The sequence below is a fragment of the Microbacterium foliorum genome (genome assembly GCF_006385575.1).
GTDB lineage: Bacteria > Actinomycetota > Actinomycetes > Actinomycetales > Microbacteriaceae > Microbacterium > Microbacterium foliorum_B.
Genome location: NZ_CP041040.1, coordinates 77,439 through 103,081, shown reverse-complemented (window position 1 = coordinate 103,081; position 25,643 = coordinate 77,439). Strand labels below are relative to the sequence as shown.

The 25,643-nt window shown below is 68.8% G+C and carries 26 protein-coding genes; 15 read left to right on the top strand and 11 right to left on the bottom strand.

From position 1 onward, the window contains the following. Nucleotide 1: 1 nt before the first annotated feature. Genes FIV50_RS00520 through FIV50_RS00485 form a run of 8 tightly spaced genes read left to right on the top strand, consistent with a single transcriptional unit; the run spans nt 2 to nt 5,939 of the window. The gene (locus tag FIV50_RS00520) at nt 2-892 is read left to right on the top strand and encodes a DUF58 domain-containing protein (RefSeq protein ID WP_140035719.1); all 891 of its coding nucleotides are present in this window, start codon (nt 2-4) and stop codon (nt 890-892) included. After that, entirely contained in the window at nt 876-1,367 is a 492-nt protein-coding gene (locus FIV50_RS00515) for a hypothetical protein (RefSeq protein WP_140035718.1), read from the top strand. The genes FIV50_RS00520 and FIV50_RS00515 overlap by 17 nt, the downstream gene beginning before the upstream one ends. Next, nucleotides 1,358-2,344: a vWA domain-containing protein gene (locus tag FIV50_RS00510; protein ID WP_140035717.1), complete on the top strand. Its 987-nt coding sequence runs from the start codon at nt 1,358-1,360 to the stop codon at nt 2,342-2,344. The genes FIV50_RS00515 and FIV50_RS00510 overlap by 10 nt, the downstream gene beginning before the upstream one ends. After that, entirely contained in the window at nt 2,341-3,366 is a 1,026-nt protein-coding gene (locus FIV50_RS00505) for a vWA domain-containing protein (RefSeq protein ID WP_140035716.1), read from the top strand. Before FIV50_RS00510 ends, FIV50_RS00505 begins: the two co-directional genes overlap by 4 nt. Next, nucleotides 3,363-4,151, top strand: a complete 789-nt coding sequence (locus FIV50_RS00500) for a hypothetical protein (protein WP_140035715.1) — start codon at nt 3,363-3,365, stop codon at nt 4,149-4,151. Before FIV50_RS00505 ends, FIV50_RS00500 begins: the two co-directional genes overlap by 4 nt. Next, nucleotides 4,145-5,266, top strand: coding sequence for a hypothetical protein (locus tag FIV50_RS00495; protein ID WP_140035714.1), 1,122 nt, complete (start codon nt 4,145-4,147; stop codon nt 5,264-5,266). The genes FIV50_RS00500 and FIV50_RS00495 overlap by 7 nt, the downstream gene beginning before the upstream one ends. Nucleotides 5,267-5,305: 39 nt before the next feature. Next, on the top strand, nt 5,306-5,539 hold the full coding sequence (locus tag FIV50_RS00490; protein ID WP_140035713.1) for an AbrB/MazE/SpoVT family DNA-binding domain-containing protein: 234 nt from the start codon (nt 5,306-5,308) through the stop codon (nt 5,537-5,539). Then, complete coding sequence (locus tag FIV50_RS00485; RefSeq protein WP_140035712.1) at nt 5,523-5,939, top strand: PIN domain-containing protein; 417 nt, start codon at nt 5,523-5,525, stop codon at nt 5,937-5,939. Before FIV50_RS00490 ends, FIV50_RS00485 begins: the two co-directional genes overlap by 17 nt. Before the next feature lie 50 nt (nt 5,940-5,989). On the opposite strand, the gene FIV50_RS00480 is transcribed toward FIV50_RS00485, so the two are convergent. From FIV50_RS00480 to FIV50_RS00460, 5 genes are all read right to left on the bottom strand, one after another. After that, on the bottom strand, nt 5,990-6,985 hold the full coding sequence (locus tag FIV50_RS00480; protein WP_258184345.1) for a hypothetical protein: 996 nt from the start codon (nt 6,983-6,985) through the stop codon (nt 5,990-5,992). A 66-nt stretch (nt 6,986-7,051) separates the two neighbouring features. Continuing rightward, a complete protein-coding gene (locus tag FIV50_RS00475) occupies nt 7,052-8,020 on the bottom strand; it encodes an alpha/beta hydrolase (protein ID WP_140035710.1) in 969 nt (322 codons plus the stop codon). 135 nt (nt 8,021-8,155) lie between these two features. Beyond that, nucleotides 8,156-8,863 carry a ZIP family metal transporter gene (locus tag FIV50_RS00470; protein ID WP_140035709.1) on the bottom strand — a complete coding sequence of 236 codons (708 nt, stop codon included), beginning with the start codon at nt 8,861-8,863 and terminating at the stop codon, nt 8,156-8,158. Nucleotides 8,864-8,958: 95 nt separating this feature from the next. Next, complete coding sequence (locus FIV50_RS00465) at nt 8,959-9,750, bottom strand: NAD(P)H-dependent oxidoreductase (protein WP_140035708.1); 792 nt, start codon at nt 9,748-9,750, stop codon at nt 8,959-8,961. Nucleotides 9,751-9,763: 13 nt separating this feature from the next. Beyond that, nucleotides 9,764-11,128, bottom strand: a complete 1,365-nt coding sequence (locus tag FIV50_RS00460) for an MFS transporter (RefSeq protein WP_140035707.1) — start codon at nt 11,126-11,128, stop codon at nt 9,764-9,766. A 110-nt stretch (nt 11,129-11,238) separates the two neighbouring features. On the opposite strand from FIV50_RS00460, the gene FIV50_RS00455 reads away from it, so the two are divergent. From FIV50_RS00455 to FIV50_RS00430, 6 genes are all read left to right on the top strand, one after another. Next, entirely contained in the window at nt 11,239-11,658 is a 420-nt protein-coding gene (locus tag FIV50_RS00455) for a winged helix-turn-helix transcriptional regulator (RefSeq protein ID WP_140035706.1), read from the top strand. Between the two features lie 68 nt (nt 11,659-11,726). Further along, nucleotides 11,727-13,160 carry an argininosuccinate synthase gene (gene argG / locus FIV50_RS00450; RefSeq protein WP_140035705.1) on the top strand — a complete coding sequence of 478 codons (1,434 nt, stop codon included), beginning with the start codon at nt 11,727-11,729 and terminating at the stop codon, nt 13,158-13,160. Between the two features lie 133 nt (nt 13,161-13,293). Then, complete coding sequence (locus FIV50_RS00445; RefSeq protein ID WP_140035704.1) at nt 13,294-13,917, top strand: TetR/AcrR family transcriptional regulator; 624 nt, start codon at nt 13,294-13,296, stop codon at nt 13,915-13,917. Then, a complete protein-coding gene (locus FIV50_RS17555) occupies nt 13,914-14,843 on the top strand; it encodes a hypothetical protein (RefSeq protein ID WP_181164278.1) in 930 nt (309 codons plus the stop codon). Before FIV50_RS00445 ends, FIV50_RS17555 begins: the two co-directional genes overlap by 4 nt. Then, the gene (locus tag FIV50_RS00435) at nt 14,840-16,717 is read left to right on the top strand and encodes a YhgE/Pip domain-containing protein (RefSeq protein ID WP_140035703.1); all 1,878 of its coding nucleotides are present in this window, start codon (nt 14,840-14,842) and stop codon (nt 16,715-16,717) included. The genes FIV50_RS17555 and FIV50_RS00435 overlap by 4 nt, the downstream gene beginning before the upstream one ends. Before the next feature lie 135 nt (nt 16,718-16,852). Then, nucleotides 16,853-19,498: a penicillin acylase family protein gene (locus tag FIV50_RS00430; RefSeq protein ID WP_181164277.1), complete on the top strand. Its 2,646-nt coding sequence runs from the start codon at nt 16,853-16,855 to the stop codon at nt 19,496-19,498. A gap of 19 nt (nt 19,499-19,517) precedes the next feature. On the opposite strand, the gene FIV50_RS00425 is transcribed toward FIV50_RS00430, so the two are convergent. Next, nucleotides 19,518-20,882 (bottom strand): MFS transporter, encoded by a 1,365-nt coding sequence (locus tag FIV50_RS00425; RefSeq protein ID WP_258184344.1) that lies wholly within the window; start codon nt 20,880-20,882, stop codon nt 19,518-19,520. 103 nt (nt 20,883-20,985) lie between these two features. Between FIV50_RS00425 and FIV50_RS00420 the strand changes: the two genes are divergently transcribed. After that, nucleotides 20,986-21,747, top strand: a complete 762-nt coding sequence (locus FIV50_RS00420) for an alpha/beta fold hydrolase (protein ID WP_140035702.1) — start codon at nt 20,986-20,988, stop codon at nt 21,745-21,747. Between the two features lie 34 nt (nt 21,748-21,781). Here the strand turns inward: FIV50_RS00420 and FIV50_RS17750 are convergent, their stop codons facing one another. From FIV50_RS17750 to FIV50_RS00395, 5 genes are read right to left on the bottom strand one after another with little or no spacing between them, the layout of a single operon-like run. Beyond that, entirely contained in the window at nt 21,782-22,597 is an 816-nt protein-coding gene (locus FIV50_RS17750; protein ID WP_219846232.1) for a DUF2510 domain-containing protein, read from the bottom strand. A 15-nt stretch (nt 22,598-22,612) separates the two neighbouring features. Further along, a complete protein-coding gene (mnhG, locus tag FIV50_RS00410; RefSeq protein WP_140035701.1) occupies nt 22,613-23,002 on the bottom strand; it encodes a monovalent cation/H(+) antiporter subunit G in 390 nt (129 codons plus the stop codon). Beyond that, nucleotides 22,999-23,268: a monovalent cation/H+ antiporter complex subunit F gene (locus FIV50_RS00405; RefSeq protein WP_140035700.1), complete on the bottom strand. Its 270-nt coding sequence runs from the start codon at nt 23,266-23,268 to the stop codon at nt 22,999-23,001. Before FIV50_RS00405 ends, mnhG begins: the two co-directional genes overlap by 4 nt. Then, entirely contained in the window at nt 23,265-23,873 is a 609-nt protein-coding gene (locus tag FIV50_RS00400) for a Na+/H+ antiporter subunit E (protein ID WP_140035699.1), read from the bottom strand. The genes FIV50_RS00405 and FIV50_RS00400 overlap by 4 nt, the downstream gene beginning before the upstream one ends. Continuing rightward, nucleotides 23,870-25,423: a Na+/H+ antiporter subunit D gene (locus tag FIV50_RS00395; protein ID WP_140035698.1), complete on the bottom strand. Its 1,554-nt coding sequence runs from the start codon at nt 25,421-25,423 to the stop codon at nt 23,870-23,872. The genes FIV50_RS00400 and FIV50_RS00395 overlap by 4 nt, the downstream gene beginning before the upstream one ends. Between the last annotated feature and the right edge of the window lie 220 nt (nt 25,424-25,643).

The window sequence follows — 25,643 nt, the reverse complement described above, 5'->3', positions numbered from 1 at the left end:
CATGTCCAGCCTGATCGCCCAGGTGAAGAGCAAGCTCTTCATCCACTCGTCGCGCAAGTCGCTGCACGCGCTCGACGGCGCCTACGCGTCGCTGCTGCACGGCCGCAGCCTCGACTTCGAGGATCTGCGCAAGTACGAGTACGGCGATCAGGTGCGCGACATCGACTGGCGCGCCACGGCGCGACTGGGCACCCCGCTGGTCAAGCGACACCGCGCGATGCGCATGCACACCATCCTGTTCGTGGTCGACACCGGCCGTTCGATGGCCGCGCTCGCGCACGACGAGAAGTCGAAGAAGGACCTCGCGATCCTCGCCACCGGGGTGCTCGGTGTGCTCGCGCTGCGGCACGGTGACGACTTCTCTCTCGTCTACGGCGACTCCGACCGCATCCGCCGGCGCGCGCCGGGCCGCAGCGAGGGCGCGCTCGAACACGCCCTGCGCACGATCGACCAGTCGATCGACGCGAGCACGGCGTCGAGCGACCGAGACGCGCTGCTGTCGTACGTCACCCGCACGATCGCGCGGCGCATGATCGTCGTCGTCATCACCGACGAGGCTCCGGTCACCGAAGAGACAGAGCGGATGCTGCGCCGACTGCGCGTGCAGCACGACGTGCTGTGGCTGACCGTGAGCGATGCCGACCCGGTGCTCGACCACGCGACGGGCACCGTCCGCAGCGATGTCGACAGCATGTGGGAGGTGCCCGACTTCGTGCAGGGCGACCCCGACATCATCCGTGAGCTCGCCGCGCAGACCGAGGCCGACGCCGCGCGTCTGGCAGAGCTGCTCAAGCGCATGGAGATCAGCCACAGCGTTCTGGCCGGTCAGGACGACGCCGTCTCGCAGCTGCTGCAGCTGCTGAATCGGAGGTCGAATGCCCGGCTCCGATGAGCTCTACCCGCCGTTCCAGTACGGCTGGGGATGGCTCCTGCTCGCCTTCGGCATCCTGCTGCTGATGATCGCGGCGGCGTGGCTGATCGTCGCTCTGACGCGTCCACGGCGCGACCTCACGCTGACCCGCGACGCGCAGGGACCCACTCTGCTCACGACCGATGTGCTGTCACAGCTGAGGGTCGAGTACTTCGACCGCATCCAGCACATCGAAGACGACTACCGCGCGCGCACGCTCTCGGCCCGCAACGCGAACCTCGAGCTCAGCCGGGTGGTGCGCACGTTCGTGAACGAGTACAGCGGTCTCGAGGCCCCGGTGCTCGCGCTCGACGATCTCGTTTCTCGCGGAGTGCACCCCGCCCTCGTCGACGCGATGGGGCGCCACTATTACCCGAGCATCTTCCGACCCGGCCCTGCGATCGATCCGATCGCAGGCGCCGAGGCGGCCAGAACGGTGGTGCGCACGTGGCACTAGCGAACGGGTGGCTCATCCTCGTCGCCGTCGGCGTCGTCGTGGTCGCGATCGCGCTCGGCATCGTGATCGGTCTGCGCAGCCATGCGAAGACCGAGGAGCACGAGCGGGCGCGTGTCGCCCGCGCCGAACGCCTGCGCGCGCTGCCGACCTTCCGGCAGGCGCTGAACCGACGTGTGCTGGCGTTGTCGAGCATCCTGCTGATCGGCGTGGTCGCGACTCTGGCTGCCGGAGTCGTCTCGGCGCGCCCGATGGCGTCGCAGACCATCCAGCCCGTCAACACGAGCCGCGACATCATGCTGTGTCTCGACGTCTCGGGCTCGATGAGCGAGGTCGACGTCGAGGTGCTCACCGTCTTCGAGGAGCTGCTCGAGGATTTCGAGGGCGAGCGCATCGGCCTCACGATCTTCAACAGCTCGCCCGTGCAGATCTTCCCCCTGACCGATGACTACGAGTTCATCAGCGACCACCTGCGGAGCATCCGCGAGAGCTTCGAGTTCAGCGAGTCGATCCCCGAGCACTGGGTCGGCACGCTCAACGGCAACGGCGCCTCGCTGATCGGCGACGGTCTGGCAGCATGTGCCATGGCATTCGACCACCCCGACGACGAGCGGTCGCGATCGATCATCTTCGCCACCGACAACGAGGTCAACGGCGCCTCGATCGTGACTCTCGACGAGGCTGCGGCGTACGCCGATTCGAACGGGGTCCGGGTCTTCGCGCTCAACCCGGTGCAGGGCAAGGATGCCGACGTCAGCGCCGAGCTCACGAAGGCCGCCGAGGCGACGGGCGGCCAGGCCTTCGGCCTGCGCGACACGACCACCGTGAGCGACATCGTCGCCCAGGTGCAGGAGCAGGAGGCGGCCGCGCTGAAGGGTCAGGCGCAGGTCGTCTGGACCGACGCCCCGAACCTCTGGATCGTCGTGCTGATGATCTCGATGCTCTCGTTCATCGTCGTGCTCTGGAGGGTGAGACTGTGATCTTCCAGCCCGTGCTCAACGTCTTCCTCCTGGCGCTTCTCTGCGCGCCGGTGGCCGCTCTCGCCGTGATCGCGCTGACGAAGGCCAAGGGACGCGACAAGGCGCTGTGGGCCATGCGACTGGTCATGCTGCTGGCCTGCTTCGTCATGTTCCTGCGGCCGGGAATCCCCGGGGGCGCGACCGAGACGCTCGCGACCGACACAGACATCGTGCTCGTCGTCGACACGACCGCGAGCATCGTCGCCGAGGACTGGAACGGCGACGAGCCGCGCCTGGACGGCGTCCGCGCCGACGTGCAGACGATCGTCGACGAGTACCCGGGTGCCCGCTTCGCCCTGATCACCTTCGACGCTTCTGCCGACCTGCGCATGCCACTCACGACCGACACGACCGCGCTCGTCTCGTCGCTCGAGGTGCTTCGGCCCGAGGTGACGAGTCAGTCGCGCGGCAGCTCGATCGGCATCGCCAACCAGCTGCTCGCCGACACACTGTCGAACGCGGCCGAGGCCTCGCCCGACCGCTCGCGCATGGTGTTCTACTTCGGCGACGGCGAGCAGACGGTGACGTCGCCGCCCGAGCCCTTCGACGGCAGCGAGAGGCTCACGGATGCCGGCGCGGTGCTCGGCTACGGCACCGCCGAAGGCGGGCCGATGAAACTCAACACGGGCAGCGTGGATGGGTCATCGAGTGGGTACATCGAGTATCAGGGGGCGAACGCACTGTCGGTGATCGACGAGGCGAACCTCGAGGCGATCGCCGCGGATCTCGGCGTCGACTACCAGCACCGCACCGCGGATGCCGAGCTGACCCTGCCCGAGGCTCCGTCGACCACCACGAGCTATGCCGAGTCGGGAACGGTCGGCAACGTGACCGAGCTGTACTGGATCGCGGCGCTCGTCGTGGTGGCGCTGCTCGGCGTGGAGCTCACGAGGGCGAGCATGCTCGTCGCCCGGCTGCGTCTGCTGCGAGCGCCGTCGTCGTCCCGCCGCCGGAAGAAGCCGACCGCCGGAGGTGCCGCATGACCGATCTGTCCTCCCGTGCAGGCGCGACGCCATCCGGCAGCCCCGAAGACCTGAGGGCGTCAGCCGCCGCCGCACTGCTCGCCTCGAATCGTCGCCGACGCAGCATCCGTCGGTGGATCGCGATCGGCACGCTGCCCCTCGCGCTGGCCGCCCTGCTGTTCGTCGGCAAGATCCTCAGCATGTACGCGTTCGCGCACCAGTCGATCACCGCCTACGTGGCCGACGACTACTCGGGTTCTGAAGCATCGGCCCGCGGCCAGGAGTTCCTCAACTGGTTCGAGCCCTACAAGGCGCCGTTCAACGTGGGCACCGCACTGGCCGGGGCCGAGAAGCTGCCGGAGGCGCGGGCGAAGCTCGAGGAGTCGCTCGACCTCGCGACCGGCCTCGAGGTGTGCACGGTGCGCATCAACCTGGCGCTCGTCCTCGAGCGCATGGGCGACGCCGCCCGCGCCGAGGGCGACGGCGCTGCAGCCGCCGAGTTCTATGGCGAGGCGCTCACCGTCACGACCGAGACGCCGGAGGAATGCAACAGCGACGAGGCGCAGGAGCAGTCGTCCGACCCTGACCGCGACATGCAGCAGAGCCAGGAAGATCTCGAAGACCGTCTCAAGCAGAAGCAGCAGAACGAGCAGCAGCCGCCCCCCGAGGAAGAGCAGGAGCAGGAGCCGCAGCCCTCGGACGAGAAGCTCGAAGAGCTCGAGGAGAAGCTCGAGCAGGGCACGCAGGAGCGCGATCAGCAGCAGGGCGACGACGGCGGCGGCTCGGGAACGGACAAGCCATGGTGATGGATCACGAGAAGCAGCGGGCCCGCTACGTCGCCGGCACTGAGGGGGCTCCGCCCGTTCCGCCGCCCGGCGGCTATCGCAACGCACGCCGTCAGGCCGGTCCCGTCGTGCAGCATCCGGGCTCCCCGGCCATGTCGGGCACGGTGACCGCGGCCGAAGCCTCGGCGGAGGAGAAGAGACCGGCGAACACACTCGGCTGGGTCGCCCTGGTCGTCGGCATCCTGTTCGCTCTGATCCTCCTCATCACCCTGGCGATCGGAGCGACCGACGCACTCTACGGCGTGACCATGCTGGCCCTGCAGCTCGTGGTCGTCGCCGTCATCATCGGTGCGATGTTCACCGCCCGCGGACGCACCCTGGGAGCCGTCGCCCTTGCGGTCACCCTGATCTTCAACGTCGCCACGGTGGGCGGCATCGGCGCACTGCAGACCTCGGCCTCGGGCAGCTATGACGGCATGAAGACCGAGGAGCAGAAGCACGAAGAGGCCTACCCCGGCATCAAGGGCACGGATCCTCAGGATGCTCTGCGGCAGCAGTCTCTCGAAGACGTGCAGGCCGAGGCCGACAGCCTGTTCGCCGACATCCGCGAGCGCGTCACCGCCGAATACGGCTACGAGTGGGTGCAGGTCGGCGACGAGGATCTGCGCCCCGAGCGCAACGGCTACGGCGGAGAGTCGATGCTCGTCGAGTACACGTCCGTCGGCTGGGCGACCAGCGAGCCGATCCAGGACTACAGCCTGAAGCTCGAGGTCATGGCCACGATCGACGAGGTCGTCGCCGAGCACGGCCTGCCGTCGCTGTACTCGTTCAACGGTGAGTATTCGGGCATCGATCCGTCGATGATCGCGAAGCTCTACGGCAGCGAGGACCCCCGCGAGCAGCACACGTGGGAGTACTACACCGAGAACTACCCCGACCCGATGCGGTTCTACACGAACATCTTCGACCTCTCGAACGATCCGTCCGGCGACTTCCTGAAGACCAGAGAGGCGCAGAGCGCCCGCACCGGAGAACCGCTCGAGGGGCTGCAGATGGTCGTCATCGCGAGCGCAGTGCTCAGCGACGCCGACCGCGCCGAGTTCGAGCAGAAGCTGCAGGAGTACCCCGGGTTCTGAGTCCTGGTGCGCTTGCCATCGGAATGGTATCGTCATGGCATGCATGCGACCATTGACAAGGCAGGGCGCGTCGTCATACCGGCGTCGATCCGCGAGCGGCTCGGGATGCTGCCAGGGCCGGTCGACATCATGATCGACGGCACCGGCATCCGCATCGAGGTCGCGGCGCCCGACAACCTCGTGGAGAAGGACGGTCGCCTGGTCATCCGTGGCGGAGGCACGCCCCTCTCGGCTGACGACATCAGGGAGCTTCGTCTTGCCGACCAGCGCTGACCTGCTTCTCGACACGAGCGCGGCGGTCGCACTCGTGCTGGAGGACAGCGAGGCGCACGAGCTCGTTCGCTCCGCATGCGCCGGACTCCTTCTCGGCTTGGCGGGGCACGCACTGCTCGAGACGTACTCCGTGCTCACCCGACTGCCGGGCGGAAGCCGTCTCAGCCCCGCGGCCGCGGCTCGAGTGATCGCTCAGGAGTTCCCTCGGTCCGTCGCGCTGTCATCCGAAGACGCGGTGGGCGCAGTTTCCGAGCTGGCCGAGGCGGGCATCGCGGGCGGCGCGGTCTACGACGGTCTGGTGGCTCTGGCCGCGCGCGCGGCCGGGCTCACGCTGCTCACGTGCGATCGGCGCGCGATCGGAACCTATGCGAAGCTCAAGGTCGACGTCGAGATGGTCTGACGCCTCTTCTCCGTTCCGGCGGCTCCGCTCGCGACGCGGCCTTGCGCCCTTCAGGCGGAGAGCGTGAGCAGCATGCGGGCCAGCACATACCGAGCGTGCCCGCGTGACGACCTCGGGTCGTAGCCGAGGACGCCGATCAGTGCGGTGAGGCGATCCTGCACGCTGGAGTGGTGACGACCCAGCCGCACGGCGGCGGCACGTACGCTCAGCTCGTCGACCACGGCGTCGAGCAGTTCCCGACTGCGGGCATCGAGGCGGCCGAGTGCCGCAGCATCCGGATGCACGTCGCGGGACTCCGCGGCGGCGGCGATCAGCAGCAGGGCACCGAGGTCGTCCGCGGCTACCACGGGTTCTGAGGCGGTGCTCAGACGAGCTGCGATCAGCGCCTCCGCCCACGAATCGGGGAGGTGCTCACCGGGCCCCGCGGTTCCGATGCCCAGACGCAGGCCGGCCGCGTCAGTCCACGCTCGATCCACGGGCGTGCCCGCGACGACGATCGTCGCCCTGGTCAGGCCATGCCGAGTCGCGACCACGACGGAAGGATGCTGCGGCAGCGGCGCAGGATCGGGCGGAGAGGCCACGACCGCCACCGATCCGACCGGCAACCGCAGTCTCGCCAGTGCCGAGGCGCGCTCGACTTCACCCGCGAACTCGCTGATCGCCAGCTCGACGGCGCTCCCCGCATCGCCTGCGCGGCGGGCGCGGAGAATCTCGAGCGCGAGAGTGAGACGCTCGAGGATCATCGCGTCGTTGGTATGGGGAGCCCCCTCGCGCTCGATCCAGGCGACGGCATCCGGGCCGCTCTCGCGCAGCATCCATCGATCGCCGGGGTCGATCGGATCGATGCGCACCCCGTCGGCGCGCACCCGGATGATCTGTCGGGCGTCACGCTGCCCCACCGTGGCACCGCTCAGCACCGCTGCCCCGCGCAGCATGCTCTCGACGCCGACGGCGCGGGCGATGAGCGTGTCGAAGTACGAGACGACCTTGAGGGTCTCACTTGCATCCGGGTCGAGGGCGGTGAGCCGCCCCAGCAGATCTTGCATGTCGGGCTCCATCGCGCGGGGCTTCCACCCTACGGGTTCGTCGACCGAGCCCGTAGGGTGCCGAAGTCACCCGAGCAGCCGGTTGACCCAGTCGTCGCGCGCGGCCAGCATCGCCTGCGCGACGGCCGTATGCGGTGCGAACATGTCGAAGCCGTGGAACCCACCGGCCCACACGTGCAGTTCGGCCTGCACGCCTGCCGCCCAGAGCCTGGTGGCGTAGTCGACGTCCTCGTCACGGAACACCTCTGCGCTGCCGCAGTCGATGAAGGCGGGCGGAAGATCGGCCAGGTCGGTGGCGCGCGCCGGGGCCGCGTAGATCGAGACGTCGTCAGTGCCCTTGCGCTCGCCGAGCAGGGCGGTCCACCCCGTGATGTTCGACCCGCGGTCCCACACGCCGATCCCGTCGATCTGCCGGGTCGAGACGCTCTCATCGCGGTCATCCAGCATCGGGTAGATCAGCAACTGGCCGATGAGCGCCGGCCGGCGAAGGTCCCGGGCGAGCAGGGCCGTTCCGGCAGCCAGGCCGCCACCGGCACTGCCTCCGCCGATCAGGATCCGGTTCGGGTCGATGCCCAGCTCCGCAGCGTTCTCGGCCGTCCACACGAGACCCGAGTAGCAGTCCTCGACCGGGTACGGATCGGGGAACTCCGGTGCCAGCCGATACTCCACCGTCACGATCACACCGTTGAAGCGCTCCGCCCAGTCGAGGAATCCCACGAGCCCCAACCAGCGGTTGCCGATGATCATGCCGCCACCGTGCGTATGGAAGAAGCCCGGCCCCGTACCGGTGCGACCGGCCTTCTCGACCACCGAGACGATGATCTCGTCGCCGCCATGCCCTGCGATGGTCACGTCGCGGCGCGTGAAGCCCCGCTCGTCGAGCACGGCGAAGATCTCATCCTCACCGCTCACGGGGGACTGGCGCATCAGGGGAATCATCTCGGCAGTCAGGGTCGAAGGCAGCGTGTCTGCGACAAGCGCGAGCGCGGCCTCCAGTTCGGGGTCGAACGGAGGGCGAAGGGTTGTTTCGGTCATCAGAACTCCTTTGTTCTCGGCCGCAGTCATGTCGGCGTCCCGCCAGCCTCCAGGAGGTCGCACCCGAGCGTAACCCGCCAGACAGGGCCGTTCTGCGGCCGGGAGGCCGCCGGATGGCGGGCGGTTGGCGTGGCCTCAGCTCGCGAGCGAGAGCCCCGCGGCGAGCGCGAATCCCAGCACCGTCGCAAGCCCCGTCACCTGCTTCGCCTTCTCCTGCGCATCCGGGACCATCGAGTCGACGAGCATGACGAGCAGGGCACCGGCCGCGAAGCCGCTCGCGCCCGCACGGAACTCATCTCCGGTCGCGCTCGCCAGGCCGAAGCCCGCGACGGTCGCGAGCGCGCAGATCACCGAGATGCCTGCCCAGAGCAGCAGCACGCGCGACTTGGCCATGCCGCCTTTCAGCAGATCGGCGGCCGAGCCGATCGACTCGGGCAGGTTCGAGACCACGATCGCCACGACGAGCGCGATGCTCACCGGTTCACCGGAGGCGAGGCCGATGCCCAGCACGAGCTGCTCGGGGATGCCGTCGAGCAGCGCGCCGAGCGCGAGCGGCGCCCCCGCCCCCTGATCTTTCGACTTCGCGGCTCGTGCGTCGAGGATCCGGTCGGCGAGGAAGTACGCCAGAGCTCCGGCCGCGACGCCGATGACGAGAGGGATCGGACCGGCGAGATCCAGCCCCTCCTCCCACAGCTCGAACGCGATGGAGGCCATGAGCGCCCCGGCGCCGAAGCCGAGCACGATGCCGAGCCAGCGCGGCGGCCAGGTGCGCAGCAGGGCGAGCGCGGCTCCGATGATCAGAGGCGATGCCGCGACGACGCCCCACAGGATCGCTGCACCCATACCGACCTCCTTCAGGGCAACTCTGCCACCGTCGGGATGGAAAATCGCGGATGGATCCGGCTGGCCCTGCGCGTCGCCGCCGCCGCGCGCTCCGTTCAGCCGATTTGCACGCGGTGGATGCCGAGGTCGGTGCGACCGGGGAGCAGATCCTGTCGGAGCGCCCGGGTGCCGTGGTAGTCGCCGTCGCGCAGCCGACGATACGGACTGCTCGGCGACTCGTCGCGGACCCCCGAGAGTCGTTCGATCAGGCGGGCGCTCTCGTGTTCGACGCCCGCCGAGTCCAACCCGTCGGCATCGTGGACGACGTGCAGGTCGAGCGGTTCGATGCCGGTGTACCAGAGGGTTCCGTGGGTGAGCGGGAACATCAGCGAGTCCAGATCACCGCTGACGCCGCGTTCTCCGATGGAACGGTCGTCCTCGCCTGCCGTGACGATCACGAGGGCTCGCCGCCCGGCGAGAGGCCCCTCGCCGTAGCGCAGCGGAAGACCGGTCTCGGCATCGGAGGGGCCATACGCGAACCCGTTGGTGAGCACGCGGTCGAACCACCCCTTCAGGATCGCCGGCGGGCCGTACCACCACAGCGGAAACTGCAGCACGACGAGATCGGCGGCCGCGAGCTTGTGCTGTTCCTCGATCACATCCGGCGACAGCTGCCCCGCCGCGTACGCCTCGCCCATCAGATCGACGAGGTTGCCTTCCCTGCCGTGCGGCTGGCCCAGATCCTGGGACGCGAGGACGGGGTCGAACCGCTGAGCGTACAGGTCGGTGATCTCGACGTCGTGGTCGCGCGAGAGCGCTTCGACTCCGTCGCGGAACAGTCGCGCGTTGAACGAGTTCGCCTGCGGGTGGGCGTAGATCCAGTGGACGGTCGGGCGTGATGCTGACACGGATGGCCTTTCTTCAGTGGTAGACGGGGTGGGGAGCTGTGCGCCGACACAGTGGCAGGAGTGCCGCGGCGACGACCGCCCCGGCTGCGATGAGCAGGGCGACGACGAAACCTCGAGACCCGGCGATGACGGCGATCGTGCCGAGCACCGCGATGCCGAGGCCGCCGCCGAGCGCGAAGCCGACCTCCTGGATCGCCCCCACCTGACCGGCGTCGTCTTCGGTCGTCACGTCGAAGAGCGTGGTCGCGGCCAGCGTCGCTGCGACCCCGAACCCCACTCCGACCAGCACGAGCGGGAACGCGACGAGATCGACTCCGGTCGACAGCCAGACGAGCCCCGCGCCCTGCACCACGAGGGCGAGCACTGTGAGCGTGGGCGAGCTCAGCCACCGCAGGAACAGGGGCGCGAGCACTCCGCCGAGCGCGATCGCCACGGCCTGCGGAAGAATCGCGATGCCGGCTTCCGCCGCGCTGAACCCCCTGGCATCCTGCAGGTGCAGGCTCACCAGCAGAACGGATGCCGTCGACACACCGCCGCTCGCCACGATGCGCACGATCGCAGGGCTGAAGCCGGGGACTCGGAAGAGCCGCATGTCGATGAGGGGTTCGGCGAGGGCGCGCTGGCGTCGGATGAAGAACACGAGCGTGCCGACCGCGAGCACACCGGCAATGCCCGCGGCGACGGGGGCTGCGAGCACCTCGTGCAGGGCGAAGACGAGGGCGCCGAGCGCGACGATCGACGACACGATGCTGAGGATGTCCCACGACGGTCGCCGGGAGCTGCGGGAATCAGGCACGAGCCAGATCGCGAGCACACCGGCGGCGACCGCGAGCGGCACACTGCCCAACAGCAGCCACCGCCATCCCGGCCCCTCGGTGACGAGCCCGCCGAGCACGGGGCCGAGTGCGCTGCCCGCACCGAAGGTCGCAGTCCACAGTCCGTAGGCCAGCACGCGCTGCCGTGCGTGATAGTGCGCCCCGATCGTGGCGACGACGCCCGCGACCACGAAGGCTTCGGCGACGCCGAGCAGCGCGCGCACGACGATCAGCAGCATCCCGTCGTGAGCGAATCCGCCCACCAGATTGAGCACGGCGAAGCCCGCGAGTCCTGCGAGCACGATCCGCTTGCGACCGAACGCGTCGCCGATCCGGGCGGCGATGATCAGGGTCGCCGCCAACGAGAGCGCATAGATGTCGACGAGCCACAGCGCACCGCTGTCGCTGAGGGCGAGGTCGCCGCGGATCGCCGGCAGCGCGGTCGACATGCTGCTGATCGCGAGCGCCCCGATCAGGATGCCGAGAAGCAGCGGGATCATGGCGAGCCACGGATGCAGGGCGGTGCGCGGTCGAGCGGATGCCGTGGGAATCGGGAAGGTCACCGCATCAGTCTCGTGTCCTGAGTACACTTCAGACAAGTACAGTCATGGATGGTACATAGTGACCGTCTGGATACTATGGCGACCATGAGCCGGAACGGAAGGCGGATCCCATGAGGGAGAAGACGGAGCGCATCGTCCGCGAGTGGGGCGACGCGTGCGACGCAGAGATCTCGATCGCTGTGATCGGCGGAGCCTGGAAGCCCAGCATCCTCAGCCTTCTCGACGAGCATGAGGTGCTGCGATTCGGCGAACTCAGCAGACTGCTCGACGAGCCGACCGCTCGTGTGCTCACCCGTCAGCTGCGTGAGCTGGAGGACGACGGGCTCCTCATCCGCACGGTGTACCGGCAGGTCCCACCCAAGGTCGAGTACCGACTGAGCGACCTCGGCCGCGGGTCGATGCCCCTCGTCGAGGCCCTGACCGACTGGGGCGGCCGATACGCGGCGCATCAGCGACGAGAGCTCGAACGACGTGAGAATCTCGAGCTCGCCGCCGAGCCGGAGACGCTCGAGCCCGTCGCCGCGCGCTGACACCGGGCCTCGTCACTCCCTCGCTTCCCGTCCGAAACAGCCGACACGCCGCCGATAGACTGGGAAGCATGTCCAAGGTCCTCCAGTCCCTTCCCGTCGGCGAGCGCGTCGGCATCGCCTTCTCCGGAGGACTCGACACCTCCGTCGCCGTCGCGTGGATGCGCGACAAGGGCGCCGTCCCCTACACGTACACCGGCGATCTCGGGCAGTACGACGAAGACGACATCGAGTCGATCCCCGGCCGCGCGCTCGAGTACGGCGCCGAGGCCTCGCGTCTGGTCGACTGCAAGACCGCCCTGGTCGAAGAGGGTCTCGTCGCGCTGTCGTGCGGCGCGTTCCACATCCGCTCGGGCGGACGCACCTACTTCAACACCACGCCCCTCGGCCGCGCCGTCACCGGCACGCTGCTCGTGCGCGCCATGAAGGAAGACGGCGTCGACATCTGGGGCGACGGCTCGACCTACAAGGGCAACGACATCGAGCGGTTCTACCGCTACGGCCTGCTGGCCAACCCACGCCTGCGCGTGTACAAGCCGTGGCTCGACGCCGACTTCGTCACCGAGCTCGGCGGCCGCAAGGAGATGAGCGAATGGCTCGTCGCCCACGACTTCCCCTACCGCGACTCGGTCGAGAAGGCGTACTCGACCGACGCCAACATCTGGGGCGCGACGCACGAGGCCAAGACCCTCGAGCACCTGAACGTCTCGCTCGAGACGGTCGACCCGATCATGGGCGTCAAGTTCTGGGACCCTTCGGTCGCGATCGAGACCGAAGACGTCTCGGTCACGTTCGAGGCCGGACGCCCGGTCGCCATCAACGGCGTCGAGTACACCGACCCGGTGGCCCTCGTCATGGAGGCCAACACGATCGGCGGACGCCACGGCCTCGGCATGAGCGACCAGATCGAGAACCGCATCATCGAGGCGAAGTCGCGCGGCATCTACGAGGCTCCGGCCATGGCGCTGCTCTTCATTGCGTACGAGCGCCTCGTCAACGGCATCCTGAACGAAGACACCCTCGCGACGTACCACGAGCAGGGTCGTCGCCTGGGTCGCCTCATGTACGAAGGACGCTGGCTCGAGCCGCAGTCGCTCATGCTGCGCGAGTCGATCCAGCGCTGGGTCGGCCTCACGATCTCGGGCACCGTCACGATCCGCCTGCGTCGCGGAGACGACTGGACGATCCTCGACACCACGTCGCCCAACCTGTCGTACGGCCCCGAGAAGCTGTCGATGGAACGTGTCGGCGACGCCGCCTTCGGCCCGGTCGACCGCATCGGACAGCTCACGATGCGCAACCTCGACATCGCCGACTCGCGCTCGCGCCTCGAGCAGTACGCGGGTCTCGGCCTCATCGGCGGCGCCACCGGCGAGCTCGTCGGACGCGTCACCGCCGGCGAGTCGGGCGAGATCACGGGATCCGTCGAGGAGGTCGACGAGAACTTCGCCGACGCGGTCGACACCGCATCCGAGGGTGCTGCGTTCGACTCCGGCACCGACTGACTCTCGATTCTTCTGGAGGGGGGCGGATGCTGCGGCATCCGCCCCCCTCTTTCTGCCCGCGCGGTGGACTGCGACCCTGTGAGTCCCCCGAGTTATCTTGCACACTACTGTGCACAATACGTAGAATGGGGGCATGACCACCCGTGCTCCCCGCCGCGACTCCGTCGAGAACCGCGCCGGAATCCTCGATGCGGCCCGCGCGACCCTCGCAACCGACCCGCGCGCCTCGATCGACGTCATCGCCCGCAGCGCCGGCCTGTCGCGCCGCACGCTCTACGGCCACTTCGACGACCGCGAGGCGCTGATCCGCGAGCTGATCTCGGTTGGAGCGCAGCGCTTCAACGCGATCGCCGAGTCCGTCACCGACGCCGACTCGCGCATCGCGCTGGCCCGCCTCGCCGCACGTCTCTGGCACGAGGCCGCGCACGTTCAGGTCGCCGCCGCGCTCGCCCTCGACGAAGCCCACGTGCAGCACACCGCAGATGCCCTCGCCCCGCTGCGCCGCACCGTCGCCGCCCTCGCGCGTCGCGGGCAGGAAGACGGCAGCTTCCGCACCGACCTCTCAGCCCCGACCCTCGCTCGCCTCATCGAAGAGGTCGCGCGCACGGTCGTCTCGCGCACGGATGCCCACAGCACCGGTGCGGCCGGCCTCGCCGTGCGCACGCTGCTCAGCATCGCCGGGCTCTCATGGCGCGAGGCCGACGAGCTGCTGAACGCGCACCCAGACATCGCCGAATCGCGGGAGGTCAGCGCATGAGAGTCACTCTGCACGAGGTGAGCAAGGGGCGCGGCGGTCAGTCGCTGCCGACGACGAGCCTGGAGTTCCACAGCGGAGCGGTGCGCTTCGCCCTCGCCGAGACCGAGCAACGACCGACCGTGCTGGGCCTGATCGCCAGCGGACGGATGCGGCCGGACACCGGGCGCGTGACGATCGACGGAGACTCGAACAACAAGGCCCTGCGCCGCACGATCGCGCTCGTCGATGCTCCCGATGTCAGCGACCCGCACGCCGACATCACCCTCGCCGGCGTGGTGGGCGAAGAGCTCATGTTCGCCGGCCTCGGGGCGACGCCGCTGCACGCACGCCGCTGGCTGAACCAGCTCGGCTTCGGCGACCTCGCCGGTGTGCCGATCGGCAACGTCGACCCGGCCGCACGCGTGCGGATCCTGTGCGAGCTCGCGATCCTCCGCGACGGCACCGAAGGCATCGTGCTCGTCGCTCCCGACCGCCACGGCGGCAGCCCCGACGGCTGGTGGCGCATCGCATCGGAGTTCGCCGACCGCGGCTACGCCATGCTCGTCGTCATCGGCGGATCCGCAGCGGTCGCCCTCGAACGCATGCATGAGCTCGAGGCGATCAACGCGTCCGGCCCGATCCCACCGCTCGTGCTCGACCACGCCCCCCGGTCGTCGAACGATGGTGTCGAAGCCGACCGAGACGAAACGCCCGACACAGACCCCGTCCCGGAGAACCCAGACGACCTCGCCACGGCACCGCGTGTCGACGACGAACACGCCGAGGACACGCCCGATCCTCTCGGTTCTCCCCCAGAACCCGAGCCCCGCTCGTCGAGCGAGCCCCCCGACCCAGACACAGAACCCCGGTCGTTGAGCGAGGACGGCGAAGCCGACCGAGACGAAACGCCCGACACAGACCCCGAGAAGAACGGAGGCGCGCGATGAAGGTTCCCGCCATGATCGCCGCCGAGCTGCGGCGCCTCACCGCGAGCAAGATGGGCATCATCGCCCTGATCGCGCTCGTGTGCGTGCCGATCCTCTACGGCGGCCTGTACCTCTGGGCCAACCAGGACCCGTACGCGAAGTTCCCTGACGTGCCGGTGGCGCTGGTCGTCGATGACGCCGGGGCACCTGCCCCCACCACGGGAACGGATGCCGAGACCGGCGAGACCGTCAACTACGGCGAGGACGTCGCCGAGAACCTCATCGACGGCAATGCCTTCGACTGGCAGCGGATGTCGGCCGACGAGGCCGCAGACGCGTTGCGCGAGGGCACGGTCGACTTCACCGTGACGATCCCCGATGACTTCTCTGCGGCGCTGACCTCGGCCGCGGGCGACGACCCCCACCAGGCGCGCATCGAACTCGAGACCAACGACGCGAACAACTACCTCGCGTCGTCCATGGGCACCCAGGCGGTCGAGAAGATCCGCAGCTCAGTGGCCGAGATGGTCGGCAGCGAAGCCGCAGAGCGCCTGCTCACCGGACTCAGCGAGGTGCGAGACAACCTCGTCACCGCCGCCGACGGGGCCAGCCAGCTCACCGACGGCGCCAACACCGCGGCGAACGGCAGCGCCACACTTGCCGACGGCACCTCTCAGCTCGCCGACGGCACGTCGCAGCTCGCAGGGGGCGCGTCTGAGCTCGCCGGCGGCGCGGCGACCCTCGCCTCGGGGGCTCAGCAGGTCAGCGACGGCAACCGACAGCTGGCCGACGTCGCCGACCGCGCCGGGTCGGCAGTGCAGCACGCGACGGATGCTCTGCCCCAGGCGCGACAGGACATCGCGACGGTCCTCACGGATCAGGGCCTCACGCAGGAGGAGATCGATCGGGTCCTCGCGACCCTCGACCCGCTTCGCACGCGTCTCGAAGAGGGCAACGCCACCGTGCAGAACGCGGTCGACAAGGTCGACCAGCTCGCCGCCGGAGCCGAGTCGTTGGCATCCGGTGCCTCACAGCTCGCCAGCGGCGCGCAGACCCTCGCCGGCGGCGCGCAGACCGTGGCGACGGGCGCGGCTGCGGCGAACGACGGCGCGGCCCAACTGCGCGACGGGCTCAGCACTCTCGCATCGGGCACGGCCGAGCTGCGCGACGGTCTCTCCGACGGGGTGGAGCAGATCCCCGTGTCGACCCCCGAACTGCGAACACTGCAGGCCGACACGATCGCAGACCCCGTCAAGGTGTCGAGCGACAAGGTCGCGTCGGCCGAGGACTACGGCGCAGGCCTCGCACCGTTCTTCGCTGCACTGTCGGCCTGGATCGGCATCTACGCACTGTTCCTCATCGTCAAGCCGGTCTCTCGCCGCGCCGTGACCGCGCTGCACTCCCCGATCCGGGTGACTCTGGCCGGCTGGCTGACTCCCGCGATGCTGGGCGCGGTGCAGATGGTCGGGCTCATGGGTATTCTCGCGATCACCCTGGGCTTCACGTTCAACAACCCCATCGGCACGCTGGGTGTGATGATCTTCGCGTCGGCGACGTTCGCGGCGATCATCCTCACCCTGAACGTCTGGCTCGGCTCAGTCGGTCAGTTCCTGGGCCTGGTGCTCATGGTGCTGCAGCTCGTCACCGCCGGAGGCACCTTCCCCTGGCAGACGCTCCCCGCTCCACTGGCCGCGCTGCACCATGTGCTGCCGCTCGGCTACGTGGTCGACGCCATGCGACAGCTCATGTACGGGGGCAATCTCGCCAGGGCCGGGTGGGATCTGGTGGTGCTCGGGATCTGGCTGGTCGGCGCCCTGCTGCTCGCCGCCATCGGGGTGACCCGCATGACGCACCGGCGCACGCTGCGCGATCTGCAGCCGAGCCTGATCGGCTGACACTGCGGGCGGGGGCCGAGAACTCCCCCGCCCGCAGCGCCGTTGTGGGTAGTATTCCCAGAGTGCGTCGGTGAGACGCACTCTGGGACTCTCTGGGACTGAGTTCCGCCATGCCACCCGAAAGAGTTCTCGAAGATGACAACCCATTCGACCGAGATCGTCGACCCGTCGCGCCCTTCACTGGGCGCCCGCATCGGCCGCATCGTCTTCCTCGTCGTCGCCGCCATCGTGGTGGTCGCTGTCGCCGCCGCCTTCTTCGTGACCTGGACCATCCAGCGGTCCTTCCCGCAGACCGACGGCACCCTCCGGCTCGAGGGTCTGCAGGCCGACGTCACGGTACAGCGCGACGATCGCGGCATCCCGACCATCACCGCCGACTCGAGCGACGATCTCTTCTACGCCGAGGGATTCGTGCACGCGCAGGATCGCTTCTTCGAGATGGACTTCCGACGACACGTGACGGCCGGGCGCGTGGCTGAGATGTTCGGCGAATCGCAGGCCGCAACGGATGCTTTTCTGCGCACCCTCGGGTGGCGCAAGGTCGCCGAGGCCGAGGTCGAGGCGATGGACGACGTGACGCGCGGCTACTACGAGGCCTATGCCGATGGCGTCAACGCCTATCTCTCATCGCGGTCGGGTGCCGAGCGGTCACTCGAATATGCCGTGCTCGGAATACAGAACCCCGAGTACGAGCCCGAGCCGTGGGAACCCGCCGATTCGGTCGCCTGGCTGAAGGCCATGGCCTGGGATCTCCGCGGCAACATCGAGGATGAGGTCGAGCGCGCACTGCTGACCGCGCAGCTCTCGGAGACCTCAGACCCGACCGGGATCGCCGCGACGCTCGACGAGCTCTACCCTGCGTATCCGTTCGACGAGCACCCGGTGATCGTGCCCGAGCTGACGACTGCGCCGACTCTCGAGACCGGAGCCGAGCCTGCCGCGTTCACGTCCGATGCGAACGACGAGGAGATGCAGCAGGCCGCGACGACGATCGAATGGCAGGAGGCCTCCGACGTGATCGAAGCGGCGAGCCTGCTCGTCGGCGACGTCGGCGAGGGCATCGGGTCGAACTCGTGGGTGGTGTCGGGAGACCTCACCGAGAGCGGGATGCCGCTGCTCGCCAACGACCCGCACCTGGGCGCATCGCTGCCGTCGGTCTGGTACCAGGTGCAGCTGCGATGCAGCGAGGTCACTGACGAGTGCCCGTTCGACATGGGCGGCTTCTCGTTCTCGGGACTCCCCGGCATCGTGATCGGCCACAACCAGCAGATCGCCTGGGGCTTCACCAATCTGACCACCGACGTCACCGATCTCTACGTCGAGCGGATCGAGGGCGACCAGTACTGGCGCGACGGAGCGCTGGTGCCGATCGAGGAGACCACCGAGACGATCAGGGTCGCCGGAGGCGACGACATCGACCTGACGATCCGGTCGACCGTGCACGGACCCATCATCTCGGGGCTCACCGACGACTTCACGGCTATCGCCGACGACCCGGAGCCCGGCCTCGCCGCCGGTGGTGCGACCGGTGCGGCCCCCACGGGCGAGGCCTCCGAATACGCGGTGAGTCTGCGCTGGACAGCGCTCGACCCCGGCACCGCCGCCACCGCGATCTTCGCGCTGTCGACCGCCCAGGACTTCGACGAGTTCCGCTCGGCGGCCGCCCTGTTCGACGTGCCGGCGCAGAACCTCATCTACGCAGACGTCGAGGGCAACATCGGGTACCAGACTCCCGGACGCCTGCCGGTGCGCGGCGCGGGCGACGGGTGGATGCCGCAACCAGGGTGGGACAGCAGCTACGACTGGACCGGATTCATCCCCTTCGGGGAGCTGCCGGTGTCGTACAACCCGGCATCCGGCTATATCGTGACCGCGAACAACGCGATCGTCACCGATGACTACCCGTACTTCCTCTCGCGGGACTGGGACTACGGCTACCGCGCGGATCGCATCGCCCACCTGATCGAACGACGCGTGGCAGCCGCACCGCTCACCGCGCAGGACATGCGCGATATCCAGCTGGACAGCGAGATGTGGATCGGCAAGCGCCTGGCATCCGCGATGGACGATGTCGAGGTGACGGGCGCAGGCACCGAGGCTGCCGTGGCCCTGCTGCGCTCGTGGGATGCGCAGAACGACGCGGGGTCGGCAGGAGCCGCCTACGCGAACGTGCTCTGGTCGAACCTCGTGCAGAACCTGTTCGCCGAACGAGACCAGCCTCTGCCGATCGACGGCCAGGGCCGCCTCTTCACGGTCGTCGCGGACCTGCTCGACGACCCCTCCGACCCGCTCTGGACGAACCCGGCCATCGACGTCGCGAGCATGGACGAGATGCTGGCGCTGTCGGCCGAAGAGGCGTACGACGAGCTCTCCGCCCTGCAGGGCGAAGCCGTCACGGGATGGAGGTGGGGCGACCTGCACGCGATCACCCTCACGAGCGACACTCTCGGCTCGTCGGGGATCGCCCCGATCGAGATGCTCTTCAACCGCGGTCCGTACGCCGTCGGCGGCGGCGCATCGGTGGTCAACGCGACCGGGTGGGACCTCGGGTCCTCGTACGCGACGACCACCGTGCCGTCCATGCGCATGGTGGTCGACCTGGCCGACCTCGACGCCTCGACCTGGATCCACCTCACCGGCGCGTCAGGTCATGCGTTCCATGAGCACTACGTCGATCAGACCGCCGACTGGGCGGCCGGCGTGCAGAAGCCGTGGGCGTTCTCCGAGAAGGCAGTCGACGCGGCGACGCGCAACACGCTGGTGCTGACGCCGGGCGAGTAGGCGCGGCCCGGCCCGTTCCTCAGGCGTCGACAGGGGTGGGACCGGATGCGGCCGCGCGGCGTGCGATCACCCAGATGCCGACCGCGGCGGCGAGGAAGATCGCCGCGAGCATCGCCCATCCGGCGAAGCCGAAGGTGATCGCCGTGGCGTTCACGACGATCGGCGACGCGAGGGCTCCGAGCGAGAAGCCCATGCCGAACACACCCTGATAGGCGCCCGCCCGCACCGGGTCGGCGAGTTCGAAGCTGAGCCCCCAGGCTCCGGCCTGCGACAGGATCTCGGCGAAGGTGTGCGTGATCATGCCGATGATGAGGATGACGATCGCAGCCCACGTCGGAAGGCCTGCGGCGAGCGCGTAGATCAGGCAGGCGCCGACCATGAGCCACCCCGCGATCATCGTCACCCGTCCTGCGATCCGGACGTCATGCGTGCCTCGCGAGGCACGCACCTGGAACAGCACGACCAGCGCGGTGTTGACGATCAGGAGCACCGCGAACGTGGCATCAGGCGCATTCGTGTACTCGCTGATCCACAGCGGCACTCCGAGTTCCGCCACCCCGAACTGCATGCCGAAGATCGCCGAGAGTGCACTCAGCAGCAGGTACCGGGGGTCCCGCCAAGGAGAGCGCCTGTTCCAGTCCTTGCGTTCGGCGGATGCCGCGGCCGTCGCCTCCGTGTCGATGGATCCCGTCTCCGTGAGCTGCGCCGTGACACGACCGCGTGCAGGGGCGTCGACCGCCGCGGTCAGCCGGAGGAGCGAGAGCGAGCCGAGCGCACAGACGGCACCCGCACCGGCGATGACGACCCGGTACGCCTCGGGGGTTCCGAGCGCCAGGGCGATCGCGCCGAAACCTGAGCCCGCCGCGATCGCGAGGTTCGTGACCGTGCGCAGCACAGCGCGGGCGTGCACTCTCTTGTCGGGTGCGAACCCTCGCGCGATGATCGCGGACCTGGCGGAGTATCCGAGCGAGTCGAAGAAGCCGGAGAGGCTGGCGAGCAGCAGCGCCGACACGAAATCTCCGACGAACGCATAGGCGGCGAGCAGCACGCCGCCGGTCAACTCGAAGCCGAATGCGAGGCGTCGTGCGCTCCACCGGTCCGCGAGCCAGCCGCCGAGGAGCGACCCCACGACACCGCACCCGCTCGACACCGCGAGCACCACGGCGGCCTGTGCAGGGGAGAGACCGATGATCTGCGTGAAGAACAGCACCGTGACCGCGAGGAAGACACCGCGGCCGATGCGCGACACAGCGGTCGCGGCGACGAGCGCCCGCAGCACCGGATCGCTCAACCCTTCTGCGATGCGGACGATGAACCCCTTCGACCGTCCTTGCGTCTCGCCCCCTGTCTCGATCTGATCGGGATCGGAGCTGGGCGAAGACACCCTTCATCCTCGCATGGCGCGCGCTCGCGTCTCGTCGCACACCGGCATACGACGCACATCGTTCGGGTTAGCCGCCGCGCCTGCACTCGGTTAGCGTGGGTGCGTGGTCTCCAGCTATCTCGCCCCGAAGGGCACTCCCGTCACCCTGCTCGAGTTCGAGCACGCAGGGGCGACGCTCATCGCAGAGACCTTCGGCGAAGGACCCCGCACCTTTCTACTGCTGCACGGCATCGGCATGGGTCGCAGCGTCTACCTCGATGTCGTGCAGCGACTGAAGGGTCGGGTCATCGCGCTCGACCTCCCCGGGTTCGGCGAATCACCCGAGCCCGCACGCACCTTCACCATGGAGCGTCACGCCGACCTCGTCGCCGCCTACCTGCGGCATACCGGCGAAGGTCCTGTCGTCGTGATCGGCCATTCGATGGGCAGCCAGATCGCGGCAGAGCTCGCCGCCCGGCATCCCTCGCTCGTCGAAGGCGTCGTGCTTGCGGGCCCCACCGTCAACAAGGCAGCGCGCAACATCGCCTCCCAGGCGAGGTACCTCCTCACCGACCTGATCGGCGAGCGCCCGCTGGTCATCTGGCGTGGCGCCCGGGAGTACCTCCGAGGCGGCCCGCACCTGATCCGCAAGATCCGCGCGACCATCGTGCACCAGCCGGAGAAGGCGTTCGCTCGCATCGATCAGCCGGTGCTGGTGCTGCGCGGCGAAGACGACCCGCTCGCGCCGATGAGCTGGTGCCAGGAGATCATCGACGAGATCCCCGGCGCCGACCTGCGCGTCATCCCCGACCACGGGCACGGCACGCTGATCAGCGACTCCGAGCCGGCGGCCCGCCTGATCCAGCGCTTCGCCGACGACCTCTGACCCGAGATCCGCACCGGCGTGCGGCGCACCCGCCTCAGCGCAGCGGCGGGGGTGTGGTCGGAAGAAGCATCGCGTTGCGGCGCGACCTCGTCAGCAGAAGGACGAAGGCCCCGAGACCGCCGAAGAGCAGCGCGAAGATGATGCCGAACACGATCATGAACCCGGTGACGAGGCTCTGCTCCATGACGCTTCCCGCCACAGCGGCGATCACACCGATCACCGCGATCGCGACCACACCCCACCCGACGATCATCGACACGAGATAGCCGCGCGGCCCGGCGTGCCCGGGGCGCGTGCCGAACTTCGTGCCGAGGTACCAGGTCCACCGGGAACCGGTCCACCAGCGGCTGGCCTGCCCGGTCACCGGATACCACCCGGCGCCCGGCCCGTCGACCTCTCCGGGCAGCGGTTGCACGGATGCGTCGACGATCGGCGCGGACTGCGGGGCGGGGAGTCTGCGCACGGCGTGTGTGTGCGCGGCGCCGAGGATCCAGATCACGGCCACGGACATCAGGATCACGGGAAGGGCGAAGTTGCCCGGGTTCTGCGTGATCACCGCTGCAGTCAGCTGCAGCATCGCGAGCACGAAGAACACGATCCCGAGGACCAGCCCCACCGCCGGCGGCTCGACCGCCAGGGCGTCGGGCCGCGGCTTGCCGGTGCGAACGCGGTACGGCGTCCAGATCACGCCATCCCACCAGCGGACGTCTGCGGTCCCCGGCACCTGGTACCAGCCCATCGGCGGGGTGGTCGGCGGCGCCATCCGCTCATGCGCGGTCCACTGCACGCCGTCCCACCAGCGCTGCTGACCCGGCGTGCCCGCGTCGTACCATCCCTGTGGTGCTGACATCCGTCTTCCTTCTGCTCAGCCGGCGGCCGGCGGAGTCTGCTTCGACTCGGCGAGCTCGTCGACGACCAGGCTGCGCTGGTCGGTCGTGCCGTTGCGATAGGCCTGACGGCCGACGATGTGGGCCGACAGCGGGGCTGTGGCGAACTGCATCAGGACGATCGGCGAGACGAGCGCGAGCCCGATGAGGATTCCGCCGACGGTGCGCTGCGACAGGGCGATCGCGAGGCAGATCAGGATGAGACCGAGCACCTGGGGCTTCGTCGCGGCGTGCAGACGCGACGGCACGTCGCGGAAGCGCAGCAGCCCGACCGCGGCCGACAGGCAGAGAATCGCGCCGAGCAGGATCAGCACGAGTATGGCGACGTCGATGACGGCGTCGGGAATGGCGAGACCGAACACGTTCATGGGGTCGTGTTGTCCCTTCTGGCCACGAATCGGGCGACCGAGATCGAGCCGAAGACGCCCACGGCCGCGATGATCAGCAGCACCGGGATGTTGCGGGTGTGGCCGTTGATCGCCATCTCGGCGCCGAGCACGCACATGACCTCGGTGAGCAGCACGTCGGAGGCGACGGCTCGGTCGAGGATCGAGGGGCCGCGCACGATGCGCACGATCGTCAGGATGGCGGCCACCCCGAAGACGACCATGATCGCCAGCATCAGGACGTTCATCGGGCACCTCCCCTGGTCAGCCCGCCGGCACCGCCGGCACGTGTCGCGCGCAGGTCGGCCTTGAGGGCACGGTACTGCGCGGGGGCGCCGAGCGCACGCACGACTCGTCGCTCCCACCGCAGCACGCCTTCGCGCTGCCTCTCGACGTCGGCCATGCTGCGCACCCCGATCACGTGCAGATACAGCACCTGACGGTCGCGGTCGGCCTCGACGACGAGCGACCCGGGCACCAGCGAGGAGATGACTGCCACGTGCGTCATCATCAGATCGTCTGCGTAGCGCAGGGGCACTGCGATGATCGCCGCGCCGGGCTGATGCCGGAAGTCGAACACCTGCACGGTCACCGCGACCGCGCCTCGGAGCACCGCGAACAGGAACTGCACGACCAGGAGCGCGGCGTACCAGATGTTGATGCGGCCGGAGAGCTCGACGGTCGGCAGCCGGAAGACGCGCGTGACGAACACCGCGACGACGAGACCCGAGATGAACGCCAGCACCGTGAACTGGCTCCACAGCAGCATCCAGAGCACGACGAGCCACGCCAGGAACGGCAGCTGCACCCGGATGTCCCGCCAGAAGTGGCGACCGGTCTCGGTGGGACTCATCCTTCGACCTCGTCTTCCAGCTGCACGAGGGTGACGGGGTCGAGCAGAGCCGCACCGATGCGATCGCACAGGGCGTAGAGCGGGCCGGCGAACACCGTGAGAGCCAGGGTGACCCCCACCATGCCTGCGGTGGCGATCGTCATGATGCGCGGGATGCGGCGACGCTCCTGCTGCTCGTCTGCGGCCGGGGCGTTGCCGAGATACGAGATGCGACCCTCGGTCTCGGTCGAGTCGTCCTCTTCGCGCCAGAATGCGAGATTCCACGCGCGCATCAGGGCGTAGAGAGTGAGGAGCGAGGTGACGATTCCGCCGAAGATCAGCACGATCATCAGCGGGGTGCCCACGGATGCCGCAGCCTCGAACAGCGCGAACTTGCCGATGAACCCGGAGAACGGCGGGAGCCCGCCGAGGTTGATCGCGGGGATGAAGTAGAGCACGGCGATCACCGGCGCGACCTTGAGCAGACCCTTCACACGGAGGATCGAGGTGCTCCCCGCTCGACGCTCGATGAGACCGACGGCGAGGAACAGGGTCGTCTGCACGACGATGTGGTGGACGATGTAATACACCGTCGCGCCGATCGCCGCCGGGGTCGCTATCGCGAGGCCGAAGATCATGTAGCCGACGTGGCTCACGAGCGTGAACGACAGGATTCGTTTGAGCTCGGCCTGCGCCACCGCGCCGAGCACGCCGACGATCATGGTCGCGAGAGCGATGATCAACAGCACGGTGTCGATGCTGTTGTCGGCGAACAGCTGCGTCTCGGTGCGGATCAGCGCGTAGACGCCGACCTTGGTCAGCAAGCCGGCGAAGACCGCGGTGACCGGGGCCGGAGCCGTCGGATACGAGTCGGGCAGCCAGAACGACACCGGGAAGATCGCGGCCTTGATGCCGAACGCGATCACGAGCATGAGGTGCAGCACGAGCTGAGTCTCCTGCGGGAGCTCGGTCATGCGCTCGGCGATCTGCGCCATGTTCACGGTGCCGAGCGCGCCGTAGATCATCGCGATCGAGGCGAGGAACAGGATCGACGACACCAGGGAGACGACGATGTAGACGGCACCGGTGCGGATGCGCGACTCAGTGCTCCCCAGGGTTATCAGCACGTACGACGCCACGAGCAGGATCTCGAATCCGACGTACAGGTTGAACAGGTCGCCCGCGATGAAGGCGTTGAAGATTCCCGCGGCGAGGATGAGGTACGACGGGTTGAAGATCGAGATCGGTGTCTCGTCGGTGCCGTCGGCCGCGCCCTGACCGATCGAGAAGAGCAGCACCGCGAGCAGCACGATGCTCGAGATGAGCACGAGGAGAGCTGCGAGCCTGTCGACGTAGAGCACGATGCCGAAGGGCACGGGCCATCCGCCGACCGAGACCGCCAGCGGCTCGCCGGCGTCGACGACGACCAGCAGCACGGCGGCGATCACCGAGACTGTCGCGAGCGTCGCGACCGTGACGAAGGCCTGCAGGCGCGGGTTGCGACCGAAGATCAGGGTCACCGCGGCACCGAGCAACGGAAGGGCCACGAGCAGGGGGACGAGGGCGCTCATCGGCGGTCCTCCTCGTCGTCGGTGTGCTCGGGTGCGCTGTCATCGGATGCCGTGTCGGCCGCCGTGTCTCGGGCGGCATCAGCCGCGTCGGTCTCGTGAGCGTCGGACGCGTGCGTGTCGGCATCCGTTCGGAAGTCGTCGGAGGGCGGCGAGTCGTCTGCGCCGTCATCGTCAGACGGGGCCGATTCGGCGGTGAGGACGGATGCTGCGGCATCCGCGT

What these genes read in the sequence shown, in the direction of transcription:
- FIV50_RS00520 (WP_140035719.1), top strand. Translation starts at nt 2, where the DNA reads ATGTCCAGCCTGATCGCCCAGGTGAAGAGCAAGCTCTTCATCCACTCG.
- FIV50_RS00515 (WP_140035718.1), top strand. Translation starts at nt 876, where the DNA reads ATGCCCGGCTCCGATGAGCTCTACCCGCCGTTCCAGTACGGCTGGGGA.
- FIV50_RS00500 (WP_140035715.1), top strand. Translation starts at nt 3,363, where the DNA reads ATGACCGATCTGTCCTCCCGTGCAGGCGCGACGCCATCCGGCAGCCCC.
- FIV50_RS00495 (WP_140035714.1), top strand. Translation starts at nt 4,145, where the DNA reads ATGGTGATGGATCACGAGAAGCAGCGGGCCCGCTACGTCGCCGGCACT.
- FIV50_RS00490 (WP_140035713.1), top strand. Translation starts at nt 5,306, where the DNA reads ATGCATGCGACCATTGACAAGGCAGGGCGCGTCGTCATACCGGCGTCG.
- FIV50_RS00480 (WP_258184345.1), bottom strand. Translation starts at nt 6,985, where the DNA reads ATGCAAGATCTGCTGGGGCGGCTCACCGCCCTCGACCCGGATGCAAGT.
- FIV50_RS00475 (WP_140035710.1), bottom strand. Translation starts at nt 8,020, where the DNA reads ATGACCGAAACAACCCTTCGCCCTCCGTTCGACCCCGAACTGGAGGCC.
- FIV50_RS00470 (WP_140035709.1), bottom strand. Translation starts at nt 8,863, where the DNA reads ATGGGTGCAGCGATCCTGTGGGGCGTCGTCGCGGCATCGCCTCTGATC.
- FIV50_RS00455 (WP_140035706.1), top strand. Translation starts at nt 11,239, where the DNA reads ATGAGGGAGAAGACGGAGCGCATCGTCCGCGAGTGGGGCGACGCGTGC.
- argG (WP_140035705.1), top strand. Translation starts at nt 11,727, where the DNA reads ATGTCCAAGGTCCTCCAGTCCCTTCCCGTCGGCGAGCGCGTCGGCATC.
- FIV50_RS00445 (WP_140035704.1), top strand. Translation starts at nt 13,294, where the DNA reads ATGACCACCCGTGCTCCCCGCCGCGACTCCGTCGAGAACCGCGCCGGA.
- FIV50_RS17555 (WP_181164278.1), top strand. Translation starts at nt 13,914, where the DNA reads ATGAGAGTCACTCTGCACGAGGTGAGCAAGGGGCGCGGCGGTCAGTCG.
- FIV50_RS00435 (WP_140035703.1), top strand. Translation starts at nt 14,840, where the DNA reads ATGAAGGTTCCCGCCATGATCGCCGCCGAGCTGCGGCGCCTCACCGCG.
- FIV50_RS00430 (WP_181164277.1), top strand. Translation starts at nt 16,853, where the DNA reads ATGACAACCCATTCGACCGAGATCGTCGACCCGTCGCGCCCTTCACTG.
- FIV50_RS17750 (WP_219846232.1), bottom strand. Translation starts at nt 22,597, where the DNA reads ATGTCAGCACCACAGGGATGGTACGACGCGGGCACGCCGGGTCAGCAG.
- mnhG (WP_140035701.1), bottom strand. Translation starts at nt 23,002, where the DNA reads ATGAACGTGTTCGGTCTCGCCATTCCCGACGCCGTCATCGACGTCGCC.
- FIV50_RS00405 (WP_140035700.1), bottom strand. Translation starts at nt 23,268, where the DNA reads ATGAACGTCCTGATGCTGGCGATCATGGTCGTCTTCGGGGTGGCCGCC.
- FIV50_RS00400 (WP_140035699.1), bottom strand. Translation starts at nt 23,873, where the DNA reads ATGAGTCCCACCGAGACCGGTCGCCACTTCTGGCGGGACATCCGGGTG.
- FIV50_RS00395 (WP_140035698.1), bottom strand. Translation starts at nt 25,423, where the DNA reads ATGAGCGCCCTCGTCCCCCTGCTCGTGGCCCTTCCGTTGCTCGGTGCC.